Source organism: Nodularia harveyana UHCC-0300 (genome assembly GCF_034931085.1).
Lineage (GTDB): Bacteria > Cyanobacteriota > Cyanobacteriia > Cyanobacteriales > Nostocaceae > Nodularia > Nodularia harveyana.
Genome location: NZ_JAYGHG010000014.1, coordinates 18,508 through 33,287, shown reverse-complemented (window position 1 = coordinate 33,287; position 14,780 = coordinate 18,508). Strand labels below are relative to the sequence as shown.

Sequence of the window (14,780 nt, the reverse complement as noted above, 5' to 3'; positions counted from 1 at the left end):
CAATGATTCTTGAACTTATAGAACGATTATTTGTACGTACTCCTGACCACAGTCGCAACCACGTAAAACGTCGCCTGCAACTGGTGATTGCTCATGACCGTGCTGATTTAGACCCCCAAAAGTTAGAAAAAATGCGGCAAGAAATTATGGAAATAGTTTGTCGCTATGTAGAAATCGAGACAGAAGGACTAGAGTTCTCTCTAGAAAGCAACCAACGAACTACCGCCTTGATTGCTAATTTACCTATCCGTCGAGTCAAAGAAGCTTTAGCTGAATTAGAAGACAGCGAGAACACAGAGGAATCATAGTTAGATTAACCGTTATTTTCCTGGTCGAAAGCCTATTAGTTGTATCTTCAAGCAAAAAAATTCCCGTTGTTTTTGGATATGACAACGGGAGTCAATCTGATTTTTAATCATCTATCGAGAAGCAAACTGTGGACCAGCCCAAACTTCTGTAATTTTTGGACCAAAGGTAATGGGTTGATCTGCATCTGTAGCATTCACAGTTTGACCATCAGTAGTAACTTGTACCAAAGGCCAATCTTCTTCTCCCATTTCACCTGCTCGGAATAGCGCATGATCAGGTTTGTTTTTACTCCAACCTAATAACACCGCAATCTTCTCATTATCATTGTCGTCACGGGCTGGAGCCACAGTATTGATATGATTTTTATGGCGATCCCAGATTACTGCTTGATCTGTAGAATCTCCTGTGTTGAACTTACCTTGAAATTTACGCGCTAAAAAGCGATCGCTCTTTTCCGACCAACTCACAGGAACTAAAACCCCTATTCTCCCACTTTCATCGCTATCTAGTGCTGCTGATAAACGATTTCTGTTTAATAAAGGATCACTAATAGGTGCAGTAGAAGCCATCACACGCAAAGTCCTCGTTTGTGTATCTTCTACAAACATCACACTCGTTACCTTACTCTCATACATTTCTGGGTTAACTTCCAGTTGCACCCGACTGTAAACAATATATCTACCATCAGGAGAAGTTACAGGTACACTGCGATAGTGACGAACCCCTGAACCTCCATTAGCACTAATCGCCTCCTGAGTAGCGAGAATCCATTTCCAGGGAATCGGATGAGGGCTTCCTAAAGGGTCGAACTCTGCTATTTCCGATTCGTCCAATTCTTCCAAAACAGGAGTTTCTGGCGTTAATATTGGTTCTAATTGTATAGGCGTTTTGATCAATGATTTCGCAACCAGCACCTGATTTGGTGACTCACCATCAAAGCTCTTAGCACCTTTGAATTTTGTCTCTAAATTCAATTGACCCGTAGAAGTTTCGGGAATGGGTGCTAATTCTACTGCTGTTAATGAATTGTTAGCATCGATATCAGCCCTAGAGAGAAAATCATCTGCTACCAAAGACCCCATTTGACCCGTTTGTAATATTGAAGGTTCACGAATAGCCGCCATTAGTAATGGTACGGATTCAGACTTTTTGACGAATCGGGTAATGGGAGATGTTATTAATAATTCACGTAAATAAGGTTCATTCATAGTAGCCACTGCCGATGGCGCGTCAGCAATTTTGGTGACTAATTTTGCTTGTTTTGCTGAGGAGGCGCGACCAGATGCCGCAACCAAGGGTGCGATCAGCATCACAATTAAAACAGACTTGAGAAATGGTTGGAGGTGGAACCATCCTGACAGCGATAAGAGTTTGAGCATATTAAGACTCTCTAGGGCGGACGGGTGCTGTGTGAAGAGCAAAGCCAAGGTAGCAATAGAGCAGGTGATATTTACAGGTATAACAGCAAAGTTATCGGTTTAACCAGTAAAACTAGATAATTTCTTCAAACTTTGCAGAAAGTTACAAAAATTTAGTGTCATATTTCATACCTTAAATCTGACAGATTGGGTTTTTTATGGGAAATCTACCATCAAGACCGTTATGCAATTCAACTAAAAATTTATTGCATGAAATTATACTTTGATTACTGGTAGTAATACCCGAACACATCAAATAGGTGATGTAATTTTAAGGTAGAAAAATCCTTATTCCAGATAATTGTACTGACAGTATGAAGGCAAAGATTATTTACTGTTTTTTGGCATGAGTCAAAGTAGTGAAGGTTCACCTATTGATTTTTGCTATCCAACAGAGACGATCCCGATAACGCTGGAAGTGAGGAGTTATTTAAAAAACTGGGAAAGATTACACAAAAATAATAATACAAAAAAACACCTTTACTCTCTAATCCCAATATTGAAAATAATATCTCACTTTGGATAAATTACGCGATCGCAATTTAGTTTTGAGGACACAACACAATACGTACCAGAATACAGATTAAGTTAATCATAGAGGCTTACTGATTAGACCTCAAAAAACTTGCACTGAAACTTAGCCAGCTAGGATTACTGGTGTTTTATACAGTCACTATCAGGCTATTAGCTTGGCGGTTTGTTGTATGAGTTTATTTAGCTAGAAGCAATTCTAGCCAACATGAAACTACCTTAACATCAAAGAAAATGATTCTGCACTATATTCTGCAAAAAACTTTGGTAATGGAGACGCGATAGGAGAAAAGACAGGAATTGAAAGAGATTCCAGCGCCATCTTATTTATCTCCTGGGAAAATTTAGTACGTAATTACTGGCAAAGCCATAAGTAGGCAAAAATCGCCTAAAATCGTTTAAGTCATAGCGATCGCCAAGGGGGTTGGGACACACACAGATAATTAAACCCTCACAATTAGCGAGTTTAAAGGCCTAGCCTTCAGGATGCTATGCAAACGACTTACTTCGACTTCTCAAAGTCGCTCAGGGCGAGCCTATTCCCTGTTCCCGGACACTGAGCGTAGCCGAAGTGCTGTTCCCTTGACCTTAGTAATCAGTAATCATTAATGAAAGTAGTATTTTTTGGAACACCTCACTTCGCTGTTCCTACCCTAGAAAAATTACTGAATCAACCAGAGATTCAAGTCTTGGCAGTTGTTACTCAACCTGATAAACGTCGGGAAAGGGGCAACAAACTGATTCCTTCTTCTGTAAAAACAGTTGCGATGAATCACAACTTACCTGTATGGCAACCGCAACGAATTAAAAAGGATACTGAAACTTTAACCCAACTGCGACAGTGTGATGCTGATGTCTTTGTCGTTATAGCCTACGGACAGATTTTATCCCCAGAAATCTTGGATATGCCCAGGTTAGGTTGTATTAATGTTCATGGTTCCATTTTACCCCAGTATCGTGGTGCAGCACCGATTCAGTGGTGTTTGTACAATGGCGAAACCACAACGGGGATCACTACGATGTTAATGGATGAGGGCATGGATACTGGGGCAATGCTGTTGAAAGCAAATACACCCATTACACTCCTAGATAATGCCCAGGATTTAGCCCAGAGGCTATCTGTCATGGGCGGAGATTTATTACTAGAAACTCTGTTTAAATTAGATAGCCAGGAAATTCAACCCATTCCCCAAGATCATGATTCAGCTACTTATGCACCTTTGATTCAAAAGCAGAACTACACGTTGGATTGGTCAAAAAGTGCTATAGAATTACACAACCAAATACGAGGCTTTTACCCCAACTGCACAGCCACCTTTCGCAACCAGGGGATCAAAATTATCGCCTCGGTTCCCGTTGGTGATGCTTACGACGGCGATCATCGCACGGATGAATTAGCAGAAATTTACCAAAAATTGCCTGACTTATCCACTATATCTGGTAGTCCTGGAGAAGTGGTCAGCATCGCCAAGGGAATTGGCGCTATTGTTCAAACTGGTATAGGTTTACTACTTTTACGAGAGGTTCAATTAGCCGGCAAACGTCCCCAGTCGGGATGGGATTTTGTCAATGGTAATCGTTTGACCGTGGGAGAAGTTTTCGGTAATGGTTAACTGTTGAGTTCTAATTTTTCGTAGAAACGGCAAGATTTACAGGGGCCTTCTGGGTTGACAGCACAGCGCATGATTTCCGATTGTGCATTATAGCTACAGGTAGCATCACCAATTACCCAACGTCCCTGGACTAAAGTTTTTTCTGTTGGTCTTGTGGCAGTCTGTACATAAAGGGCAATATTCTCTAGGCGATAGCGTCCTGATTTCAATTGGTATCTGTGGCGGCGTTCTAAAACTGCATAGGTTTTTCCTTCAAAATCAACGTAGTTTCCTGGTTGGGGTGTCCAATCGAGTTGGACTCTACCGAGTGACTGACTGGGATGTGTCAGAATTACCTCGGTTGGTAAAGAGTCTGGCTCCATAAATTTATGTGATGTGGTTTACATTAATTATAAATAAAATGCCAAAAACCTCTGGGAAACAGCAATGTAGTGACATTCCCAAGGCAAGTTTTTGTATTTAGTTAAATTCTCATTCCTTGATTGCACCTTGGGGAAATTTTTTTCCCATGTTTTCATAATAGACAAAATCACGGCGATCGCTTTTTATCGAGCAAAATACTGCATCAAAAATCGGTTCAATTTACTATTGTATAGTTAGCAAACAATAATTACTATAGAAAAGCTGAAGATTTATTTAATTTGTGTTAACTTTTACTTCATATAACTTTACAAACAGTAGAGATTACAGAAAATATTCCTGTTAGTACCTGTCTATAATATCCTTGCTATACAAGAAATAGAGCGATTTTATAGTTCCAAATCTTGCGTAGTTCCTATTACATTGTTTAAAGTTATGTAGCCTTTTGATTACGGACTATAAGCTACTGTTGTAAACTGTGTTTTGATAACTGCAAGCCTCAGATTCCTGACTTATAGTCATGAGTGAAGCGCCCCATATTGCTATGTTTAGAATAGTATGTGGTTGCGTGTTATGGTAAAGTTATTTCGATAGTCGCTGTCGGTGCCACAGAGACTTAAAACGCCTATGAAGAATCTATAAGACCAGAAGCAATTCAGGCAAGATTCAGTGAAGGAAGTAAGAATCGTCTGACTTTTAGTCATGCGAGGTTCACATATGATTCTTTCGCAGAGAAGAACACTGGAAAGGAGCCTTTTTTCAATGTCTCATACCGTTAAAATTTACGATACCTGCATTGGCTGCACCCAGTGCGTCCGCGCTTGCCCTACAGACGTGTTGGAGATGGTTCCCTGGGATGGCTGCAAAGCTGCTCAAGTGGCATCTTCACCCCGTACCGAAGACTGTGTAGGATGTAAGCGTTGTGAAACTGCTTGCCCCACTGACTTTTTGAGCATCCGAGTTTATCTAGGTGCTGAAACAACTCGGAGCATGGGTCTAGCTTATTAAGGAATTTTCTGTAAATTCCTGATTTGGTTCACTATTGAGTGTTTCCATCACAAATTGCTTCCACATAGTGGGGTGGCTTATGTTCACCCTACTATATTTTTATTTAATTGAAAGCTAAAAAATTATAAAAATTCTTGGTACTATGGGGAGCAAATTGCTCCTTTTTTCTGTCGGTAATTACACTAAATGACATCAGTAAACAGTAATCACGCCGATTTAGTCAGGGATTTCCAGCCAATTATGTCTCTTGACTGATAACTGATAACTGTTAACTGATAACTGTTAAATTATATTGAAATGAGAGTGGTGTCAGTTATGTGTGGAATCGTTGGGTATATAGGCACTCAAGCGGCAACAGATATTTTACTGGCTGGGTTAGAAAAACTGGAGTATCGCGGGTATGACTCCGCCGGCATAGCAACAGTTTGGGAAGGTGAAGTAAATTGTGTCCGCGCCAAAGGCAAGTTACATAACTTACGTTCTAAACTGGAACAAATCTCCACTCCATCTCAAATTGGTATTGGTCATACTCGTTGGGCGACTCACGGTAAACCAGAAGAACATAACGCCCATCCCCATCTGGATATGGCTATGCGGGTGGCGGTGGTGCAAAATGGCATTGTGGAAAACTACCGGGAATTGCGAGAAGAACTGAAACAGAAAGGACACCAGTTTGTTTCTGAAACTGACACCGAAGTTATTCCCCATCTGATAGCGGAATTTTTAAAGAATCCTCCAGCGCCTCATCTCCCTAGTTCCCCATCTCCACTTTTAGAGGCAATTCGCCAAGCTATTAACCATCTTAAGGGAGCCTTTGCGATCGCAGTCATTTCTGCTGACTACCCAGATGAACTAATTGCAGTTCGCCAACAAGCCCCCCTAGTCATTGGCTTTGGTCAAGGTGAGTTCTTTTGCGCCTCCGACACTCCCGCAATTATGGCTTATACCCGTGCTGTTTTACCGTTGGAAAATGGCGAAATTGCTCGTCTGACTCCCTTGGGTGTGGAAGTTTACAACTTTGCTGGCGACAGATTGAAAAAACAGCCCCGGATGCTGAATTTGAATCCCACGATGGTAGAAAAGCAGGGATTCAAACACTTTATGCTCAAAGAAATTTATGAGCAACCAGGGGTAGTTAGAGCTAGTTTAGAAGCCTACTTTCATAGTAATGATAATTCTGCTGAGTCAGTTTCACCAATTAACCTGAGTTTACCTACTGAATTTTACTCAGACTTAGAGCAAATTAACATTGTAGCCTGTGGTACAAGTTGGCACGCGGCATTACTCGGAAAATACTTACTTGAACAACTGGCGGGGATTTCCACTCAGGTACATTATGCTTCTGAGTACCGCTATGCACCCTCACCCTTAACCGCAAATACATTAATTATTGGCGTTACTCAATCTGGTGAAACTGCTGATACTTTAGCCGCTTTAGGGATGGAAAAAGAACGTCGCCTGGGGAAAGAAGCTAAGTATCAAGCGCGACTCTTAGGAATTACCAATCGCCCAGAAAGCAGCCTGGGGTTAATGGTTCCCCATATTATCAACACCTTAGCGGGAATTGAAATTGGGGTAGCAGCAACGAAAACTTTTATCGCCCAACTAATGGCGTTTTATGCTTTGGCGTTGGATTTAGCAGCCCGTCGTCGGACGGTTTCGCCCGAAAGAATAGCGGAGATTATTCAGGGTTTGCGCCAAATTCCTCAAGAAATTGAGGCGACATTGCAAAGTCAGGAAAGTTTAACTGAACAGTTAGCCCATGAGTTTGCAGAAACCAAAGACTTTATCTTTTTAGGTAGGGGGATCAATTTTCCCATTGCTTTAGAAGGGGCTTTAAAATTAAAGGAAATCAGCTATATTCATGCTGAAGGTTATCCTGCGGGGGAAATGAAACATGGCCCCATCGCTTTGTTAGATGCGAAAGTTCCAGTCGTTGCGATCGCAGTTCCTGGTAGTGTATATGAAAAAGTGCTTTCTAATGCCCAAGAAGCCAAAGCCAGAGATTCCCGGTTAATTGGCGTAACTCCCAGCAATGATGGCGAAGCAACAGAAACCTTTAATGATTTGCTCCCAGTTTCCCCAGTGGATGAATTACTCTCACCGATTCTCACAGTAATTCCTTTGCAACTTTTGGCCTATCATATTGCGGCGCGTCGTGGTTTGGATGTTGACCAGCCCCGGAATTTAGCTAAATCAGTCACGGTGGAATAATTATAAACGTGTCGGGGTGGGTTTTCTCCGCCCTCGATACTGTTATAGGAAAATTTTGGTTTTTAACTTCAGACCTAATATTCATCTATAAATTGAGGATGAACCCACAGAAATTCCCGGCGTTTATTCTGGACTCGTATCAAACCACCAAAACTAGGATCTTTTTGTTTTAATAAGGCGTGTAATTCTCGTAAAATGTGACCTTGGGCGCGAATTGCATCACCTTCTGAAAAAGAAGCATGATCAGACTTTTCAACTAAAGCCATATCACTTCCTTTTAATGTAGATTCAATAGCTTTTTGTCCTAAATCAAGTTGTTCTTCAATGGCTTTGTAGGCGTTGTCATCTAACATAAACTTGGTTGCTGAACCCGCTACAGGTAAAACTAAGCTGAGAGTTCCTGTCAAAATTTTGAGATAGGGAATTGCTTTGGTAAACCACTCACGGGGTAAGTCTAATTCATAAACTCCCTTTTGTGGATCTTTGGGATTTAAGGCTGGAAGCGGTTGACGGGCGTGTTCACACCAGAGGATAATTTGAAACTTAGCACTCATCCATTTGGGTTTATCGAAAAATTTCGGATCAACAGGTTTAAAGCTAAACAAACGTGGGCCATCTTTGGCTTCATCTGTAAGCATTTGCATCAATGTTGCAAATTGTTGATCAACTTGGCTGAGAATAGTCCGTTGTTGCTGAGACAATTCCTGAAAGCGTTTTTCATCTTGACTATCTAAAATAACTAAATCTTGGCGGATGACTTTTAACTCATCTTTCACAACATCTCGAACTTTTTGAATATCAAATGTTTGGAATGGGGGTGGAGTTGTGGGTGCGTTATTTAGCAAACAATCAATATTTTGCCATTCACCACACCCGGAAATCGGACAGGGAAATTCATGACGATTCTTTTTTTTGCTTTCAATTAGTTTCTGGACTTCAAATAATCCCTTTCCAGGTGGATTCATACCGCAAGGTGTAACACAAGCAACCATAACGTTACAACGCAAACCTTCCCAGAAATCTTTAACTAGCCATGTAATTTCTTCTGTGAGATAGGATAAAAAGCGTTCTGGATAAGCTGCCCGCACTGTGATTTTTATATCAGTATCCACATACTCTAGCAATGCCCGACCATTGTAGTTATTGTCTAACATTAAGCCCCGTTGCCAGTGGATGCTGTTTTCGTAATTATTCCGTCCCAGTGAGTATTTATGTAAGCGGACAATTAACTGGTAAAACAATCCTTCTGCTATTGCAAACTGTCCGCGACTGTCCACAATGCGGCAGATTTGTACTTGTTGTCTGTCTCCTGGTTCTGGTTGTTTTCCCCAATTTGGTAATTTTTCTGGGCGTGTATCAGGAACAAGTTGAGCAATTAAGCTGGTTTTGCTGGATTCCGTCGGTAAAACAACTTTGTAGGATAAATCAAAGCGTTCCATCAGTCGTATAAATACCGGATGCAAATCTTCTGGATATCCTTCTTCTCCTTCAAATGGGGGATGACTCCATAATTGGCTGAGATGTTCAAATCCTGCTAAACCGTTACGTTTGCGGGTTTTTTCATCATCCAACACAAAACTAATGGCCTTTGCTAACCAGTCGGGTTTGAGGATGACGATATCGCGGAGTGCCAAGTCGTAATCGTAATGGATAAAATGACCTAATCTGTGGGAAATGGCCAGGAATAATTCTGCTTGCTGTTCATCAATTCCCTGTTCAGCACAGATGGCAATAACGTCATCGTAGGGAAGATAGGCTTCTTTTCTGGTTTTCAATATTTCCCGTACCTGTTGCCATTTGGCAGGAACAGAACGCCCGACTTCAGGAAGAGATGCCGCAATACGGGCAATTTTCGCTTTTAATTCTACTAACCCAGGGCAATCTGTTGTATTTCCTGCGGGTTTGCTGTCTACATGAAAGAAACCCAACACCGTATCTTGACCAAATTGATCGAGAATTTCTTGTCTATCAATATCTGGTTGTCGCTGTCCGGGTCCGCCGTGGGTGGCAACTACCAATACTTTGGCATCCGGTTCTCGATTTTTGATCAGGGTAATCCATTCTTTGACAAAACCTTGCTGGGGTCCCTCCCGTGGTTTCCAGACTACCAAGTACACGGCTGGCGCACTGAAAAATAACTGGTGCGTGGGACGATAAACCCGTTGACCGCCAAAATCCCAACCATTCAAGGTGATTTCTGTACCGCTATCGGGATTGGTGACGATGACAGGTTTGATTTCAATGCCGTGAGTCGTGGGGCGACCTTCCACCCATTCATCCCCCCGCAATGCCCCTAACAGACAACTTTTGCCCACTTCACCCTCACCAATGAGGATCAATTTGGCTTCATTGAGTATGATTTGTTGTTCTGCTTTTGCCCGCAGATATTCCAATACAGCTTCAGTTCCTTGTTCGTAGGCAGCAGCAAGTTCAGGATTGAGGGGGTTTTCGGAGAGGTCAAGCTTTTGTAACTGAGTCAGGGAAGCGATGGCATCGGGGATGGCTGTCAGTTGGTTGTTGTCGAGGTCAAGCCCTTGTAACTGAGTCAGGGAGGCGATCGCATCGGGGATGGCTGTCAGTTGGTTGTTGTCGAGGAAAAGCCCTTGTAACTGAGTCAGGGAGGCGATGGCATCGGGGATGGCTGTCAGTTGGTTGTTGGAGAGGTAAAGCCCTTTTAACAGAGTCAGGGAGGCGATGGCATCGGGGATGGCTGTCAGTTGGTTGTTGCGGAGGTCAAGCACTTGTAACTGAGTCAGGGAGGCGATGGCATCGGGGATGGCTGTCAGTTCGTTATTGAAGAGGGAAAGCCGTTGTAACTGAGTTAGGGAGGCGATCGCATTTGGGATGGCTGTTAGTTGGTTGTTGTTGAGGGTAAGCACTTGTAACTGAGTCAGGGAAGCGATCGCATCTGGGATGGCTGTCAGTTGGTTGTTGTTGAGGTTAAGCAGTTGTAACTGAGTCAGGGAAGAGATCGCATCTGGGATGGCTGTCAGTTCGTTGTTGTGGAGGAAAAGCCCTTGTAACTGAGTCAGGGAGGCGATCGAATCTGGTACTTCAGTTAGTCCCATCCCACTAAGATCGAGTGTTGTTGCACCGTCTCGTCGTGCTTCTTCAATGCGTTTCTCTGCTTCCTGATAACCCTGATCCCGTACCATAAACAAATTCTTCCTCCAACTACCACGGCGAACTTTTCCGGGTAACAGCCTATATACGCAATTTAGCCAGAAAATATCAGATTAACATTGTACTTATAAATACAGGAGTGTAGCCTTTAAAAGTTGTAGCAACTTGGCAAAACCCTTGATCATGTAGAAACTATTTCTCAAGATTGTGATCAATGCGTGAATATTTACCAAAAAAATGGGTTTAAAGCCCCGTCCTTCTAGGACGGCTTTCTGATATAGTAGTGGGAACAGGCAGGGCATTGTCTGTTGGGCGAGATGGTGTAAGACTGGCTATGCCTGCAACTGTTGTTTGAACCCAGAATCTCCGCACTTTTAGGGCGGGGAGTATGTCAAAGTACAATTGCCTTAATATACTCTTTACCAAGTAATTTTTCTCACACCAGAGTTAATAATAACTTTTTGCGGATATCTCTAAAGATTCTTGTAAGACTACACTAGTCTCTTTCAGAATCAATATTAAAGATCTTCGTTTTTTTAATGTCCAGTTTTACAACCATTGAAATTAAAATGAAATTAATCAAAAAATCTGAAAAGCTTCTCATGGATAAAATTAAACTCATGGAGGAAGCCGAAGAAAAAGGTCTGATAGTGGACACTGATGATATTCCTGAACCAGAACCGATAGTTGAGGAATATGAAGAACATTTAGAGAATACAGAAATTAACTATATTCCTTTACGAACTCATCCCATCATTCAATCTGTGGGTAACTCAGGTTGGCAAGTTTCCGATATTTGGAAAGATGTGAGAATGGATAACTTCTCCAGGGAATAATTACCAAAATACAGGCGAATAAAAGTCGCCGCTACACACACACAAACCAGTAATAGGGCGTAGAACCCTAAGTTTTGCCTTAGTTTACCATTCTGCAATTAGCCTTGAGTACCGTAGGGCATACGGGAACTTCGGTTCGGCTTCGCTCACCGAGCGTAGTCGAGGTGAACGCTTCAGGAGATTCGACCTCTACTCATACTGGAGAAATCCTGTATGAGCAAGTTGGGTCTATGAACGAAGAATCCTCACGCCTTTAGGCTGAAGAGTGTCAACTAATTAGACTTTGGTTGTGTAGTAGTGAACAATATTCGCCTTCTCAATAAATTTCATTCAAATATAACTTTTTGAGTAATTGTATAGGCTGTGGTTTCTTTAGTGATAGGATATACGACTATAGATAAGATAAAAGTGCTATAGCTGTGAAACACAAGCCAAAACCAAGGATTGCTTTGCTGCGTGAAAAAGCAGGCCTAACCCAGCTTGAACTCTCGCGCCTTGTAGGTGTGACTGAAAGCACTATCCAAAATTGGGAAAGCGGTAGAACTGGGACAGACCATATTGAAAGAATCATTAGGTTTTGCAAGGCTTTGAATTGCCAAGTGGAAGACCTAATTGAAGATATGAAGGAATCATCAGCAACATCTGTATCTGCACCTGGTTCACTTGGTGAAATACATAGTTTGTTGGGAACTGAAAACTCAGCCGTAGCTACAAATACTAATGCTGATGTTCTAGCTATGGAAGAGGAAAAATTCAACCGAAATCATTCAGATTTCCTTATGGGCTGATTGTGAATTGATGGTTAGTTTTATCTTGCCACAGAGTATCAACAGTCACAAATTTATAGCCTTGCTGTAGCAGTTGTGGAATTAGGATTTTGATAGTCGCAGCGACATCTTGTCCACCGCAAATACCATCATGCAAAACAATCAATGATCCGTTTTTTACCTGTTTGAGAACTCGTTGTACTACAGTAGATACTCCTGGTTTTACCCAGTCTTCTGGTACAACACTCCACATGACTGGGCGGTAATTCCACTTAAAGAATAATTGTAGGGTTTGGGGAGTAAATAAACCGTTGGGTGGTCGCACATCGCATACTTGTTCGGGTGTCAAGTCACAAGCATTGTAAATGGCGGCTTGAGTTTTTTCTAAAGTATTTTGCAGATCATTTGGGGAAAGTGTGGGAAAAGAGCGATGATTGTAACCATGTGATCCAATCCAGTGTCCGCGATCGCATACTGCTTTGGCAATATCTGGATAACGGTTGACACAAGTACCCAACCAAAAAAAACTAGCTTTAATATTGTAATGGTCTAATACAGCTAATACTTGGGGTGTGTATTCCGGATGGGGTCCATCATCAAACGTGAGTGCGATCGCCCGATCATAAACGTTACCACACCAAAGACAATCAGGAAAACTCGGTTTAAGAATGCGATAAACAAAGGGGAACAGGGGTGCTAGCTGCATTTTAAGTTGTTTGGATGAGTTTGTTTTGTCTCACGCAACGGCGCAAAGGTATAAAAATCAGTCTCTAAAATAAGATTTAATACTACTAATTAACAAAAAAAATTTCCTCTATGCGCCTGTCATCACTGGATGTTTTTCGCGGTATCACCATAGCTACTATGATTTTAGTCAATATGGCAGGAGTAGCAGGTGATGTATACCCCCCCTTAGCCCATGCAGATTGGCACGGATGCACACCCACAGACTTAGTATTTCCCTTCTTTCTGTTTATTGTCGGTGTCGCCATGTCCTTTTCTTTATCAAAGTACACCGGAAAGGGTTACTCCCGGATATTCCGTCGCGCCGCCATTCTCTTTGGTTTGGGTTTACTACTCAACGGCTTTTGGAATCAGGGAATTTGGACTTTTGATATCAGTAAAATCCGCATTATGGGAATATTACAGCGTATCAGTTTAACATACCTGTTGGCTTCTTTAGCAGTTCTCAACCTCCCACGCAAAGGACAATGGCTACTTGCAGGTGCTTTACTTATCGGCTATTGGCTAACCATGATGTATGTCCCAGTTCCCGAATATGGCGCGGGTGTACTGACGCGGGAAGGTAACTTTGGCGCTTATTTCGACCGCTTAGTTATTCCCCCAGTCCACTTATACGCAGGTGATGGCTATGAAAATTTAGGAGATCCAGAGGGATTATTTAGCACAATTCCCGCTATTGTTAATGTTCTTATTGGGTATTTTACAGGGCAATGGATACGCAATCAACCCGTAAAAACACGGGTGAGTGTAGGGTTAGGATTATTTGGAATTGGTTGTTTAATTATTGGTTGGGGGTGGGGGTGGATATTTCCCATCAACAAAAAACTGTGGACAAGTTCCTATGTGATGTTTAGTAGTGGTTGGGCTTTATTATTGTTAGCAGCTTGCTATGAACTGATTGAAGTGAGACAGATACGGCGCTGGGGTAAACCTTTTGAAATTATGGGATTAAATGCGATCGCCCTCTTCACAGCATCCATCTTATTAATTAAAATCTTAGTTAGAACCAAAATCGGCACAGGTGAAACCGCCATCAGCACCTACAACTGGATTTACCAAAACATTTTCGCATCATGGGCGGGTACTTTAAACGGTTCATTCTTATTCGCCCTCATAACCCTCTTATTCTGGCTAGCAATAGCTTATCTCATGTATCGCCAAAACTGGTTTCTCAAAGTCTAACCTTTGCGACTTTGCGCCTTTGCGTGAAATTCTTCTACTCCACCACACTAAAATCCACCTGGTCATAAATATCAGCTAGCAAAACTTGACAAGGAACAGCAGCTAAATTTAAAGTCACATCCCCATTATCATATTCAGAAAAAATCCATTTATTCTGATCAGTCTTGCAGTAATGCTCAACGTGCATAGTATACTGATCAATCAGAATATACTCTTTAAAACTGCTAATTGTGCGATAAGCAGAAAACTTTTCATCGCGGTCATAACTTTTAGTAGACTTTGATAACACCTCAGCAATCATCACCGGGTTAGTGAGGGTATCTTTTCTCCCTTCCTGATATTCTAAAGGACTTTGCACAATCATCACATCAGGATAAGTGTAAATGCGCCTGTTAGGTATCCATAGGCGTTGGTCTGCAATAAAAACTCGATAAGGTTGACGCTTGAGAGCGACATTTAGGAAGGAATAAAAGTTACCAGCAAGTTGGTTGTGATTGGGTGTTCCGCCTGTCATGGGGATAAGTTGACCATCAATATATTCGTTGCGTATTTCTGAATCTACTTCTATTTCTAGGTATTCTTCAGGCGAATAATAGCGTTGTTCTTCTAATTGCATAATCATTATTTTTCATTTCTCATTCAATTACATCACTTTTAATTGAAATGAAATACATA

General features: G+C 41.8%; 12 protein-coding genes. 7 read left to right on the top strand and 5 right to left on the bottom strand.

Going from position 1 to position 14,780, the window contains the following annotated elements; all coding sequences use genetic code 11:
* The first annotated feature begins 2 nt into the window (after nt 1-2).
* Nucleotides 3-308 (top strand): cell division topological specificity factor MinE, encoded by a 306-nt coding sequence (gene minE / locus VB620_RS10670; RefSeq protein WP_323196127.1) that lies wholly within the window; start codon nt 3-5, stop codon nt 306-308.
* Nucleotides 309-419: 111 nt separating this feature from the next.
* On the opposite strand, the gene VB620_RS10665 is transcribed toward minE, so the two are convergent.
* Complete coding sequence (locus VB620_RS10665) at nt 420-1,688, bottom strand: hypothetical protein (RefSeq protein WP_323196126.1); 1,269 nt, start codon at nt 1,686-1,688, stop codon at nt 420-422.
* Between the two features lie 1,178 nt (nt 1,689-2,866).
* Here VB620_RS10665 and fmt point away from each other — a divergent pair.
* Nucleotides 2,867-3,871 (top strand): methionyl-tRNA formyltransferase, encoded by a 1,005-nt coding sequence (gene fmt / locus VB620_RS10660; protein WP_323196125.1) that lies wholly within the window; start codon nt 2,867-2,869, stop codon nt 3,869-3,871.
* Here the strand turns inward: fmt and VB620_RS10655 are convergent.
* On the bottom strand, nt 3,868-4,233 hold the full coding sequence (locus tag VB620_RS10655; protein ID WP_323196124.1) for a DUF6464 family protein: 366 nt from the start codon (nt 4,231-4,233) through the stop codon (nt 3,868-3,870). The two genes, fmt and VB620_RS10655, sit on opposite strands and share 4 nt — an antisense overlap.
* Before the next feature lie 760 nt (nt 4,234-4,993).
* Between VB620_RS10655 and psaC the strand changes: the two genes are divergently transcribed.
* Together psaC and glmS are read left to right on the top strand one after the other, a co-directional pair.
* Nucleotides 4,994-5,239 carry a photosystem I iron-sulfur center protein PsaC gene (psaC, locus tag VB620_RS10650; protein WP_010997613.1) on the top strand — a complete coding sequence of 82 codons (246 nt, stop codon included), beginning with the start codon at nt 4,994-4,996 and terminating at the stop codon, nt 5,237-5,239.
* Between the two features lie 315 nt (nt 5,240-5,554).
* Complete coding sequence (gene glmS / locus VB620_RS10645; RefSeq protein ID WP_323196123.1) at nt 5,555-7,453, top strand: glutamine--fructose-6-phosphate transaminase (isomerizing); 1,899 nt, start codon at nt 5,555-5,557, stop codon at nt 7,451-7,453.
* A 74-nt stretch (nt 7,454-7,527) separates the two neighbouring features.
* Here glmS and VB620_RS10640 read toward each other — a convergent pair whose 3' ends face one another.
* On the bottom strand, nt 7,528-10,608 hold the full coding sequence (locus VB620_RS10640) for a leucine-rich repeat domain-containing protein (protein WP_323196122.1): 3,081 nt from the start codon (nt 10,606-10,608) through the stop codon (nt 7,528-7,530).
* A 537-nt stretch (nt 10,609-11,145) separates the two neighbouring features.
* Between VB620_RS10640 and VB620_RS10635 the strand changes: the two genes are divergently transcribed.
* Together VB620_RS10635 and VB620_RS10630 are read left to right on the top strand one after the other, a co-directional pair.
* Nucleotides 11,146-11,412, top strand: a complete 267-nt coding sequence (locus tag VB620_RS10635; protein ID WP_323196121.1) for a hypothetical protein — start codon at nt 11,146-11,148, stop codon at nt 11,410-11,412.
* 419 nt (nt 11,413-11,831) lie between these two features.
* Nucleotides 11,832-12,200, top strand: coding sequence for a helix-turn-helix transcriptional regulator (locus tag VB620_RS10630; RefSeq protein WP_323196120.1), 369 nt, complete (start codon nt 11,832-11,834; stop codon nt 12,198-12,200).
* On the opposite strand, the gene VB620_RS10625 is transcribed toward VB620_RS10630, so the two are convergent.
* Nucleotides 12,190-12,885, bottom strand: a complete 696-nt coding sequence (locus tag VB620_RS10625; protein WP_323196119.1) for a polysaccharide deacetylase family protein — start codon at nt 12,883-12,885, stop codon at nt 12,190-12,192. The genes VB620_RS10630 and VB620_RS10625 overlap by 11 nt on opposite strands.
* A 110-nt stretch (nt 12,886-12,995) precedes the next feature.
* Here VB620_RS10625 and VB620_RS10620 point away from each other — a divergent pair, with 110 nt between their 5' ends.
* Complete coding sequence (locus VB620_RS10620; RefSeq protein WP_323196118.1) at nt 12,996-14,105, top strand: acyltransferase family protein; 1,110 nt, start codon at nt 12,996-12,998, stop codon at nt 14,103-14,105.
* Nucleotides 14,106-14,139: 34 nt separating this feature from the next.
* Here VB620_RS10620 and VB620_RS10615 read toward each other — a convergent pair whose 3' ends face one another.
* Nucleotides 14,140-14,721 carry a Uma2 family endonuclease gene (locus VB620_RS10615; RefSeq protein ID WP_407674194.1) on the bottom strand — a complete coding sequence of 194 codons (582 nt, stop codon included), beginning with the start codon at nt 14,719-14,721 and terminating at the stop codon, nt 14,140-14,142.
* Nucleotides 14,722-14,780: the final 59 nt, after the last annotated feature.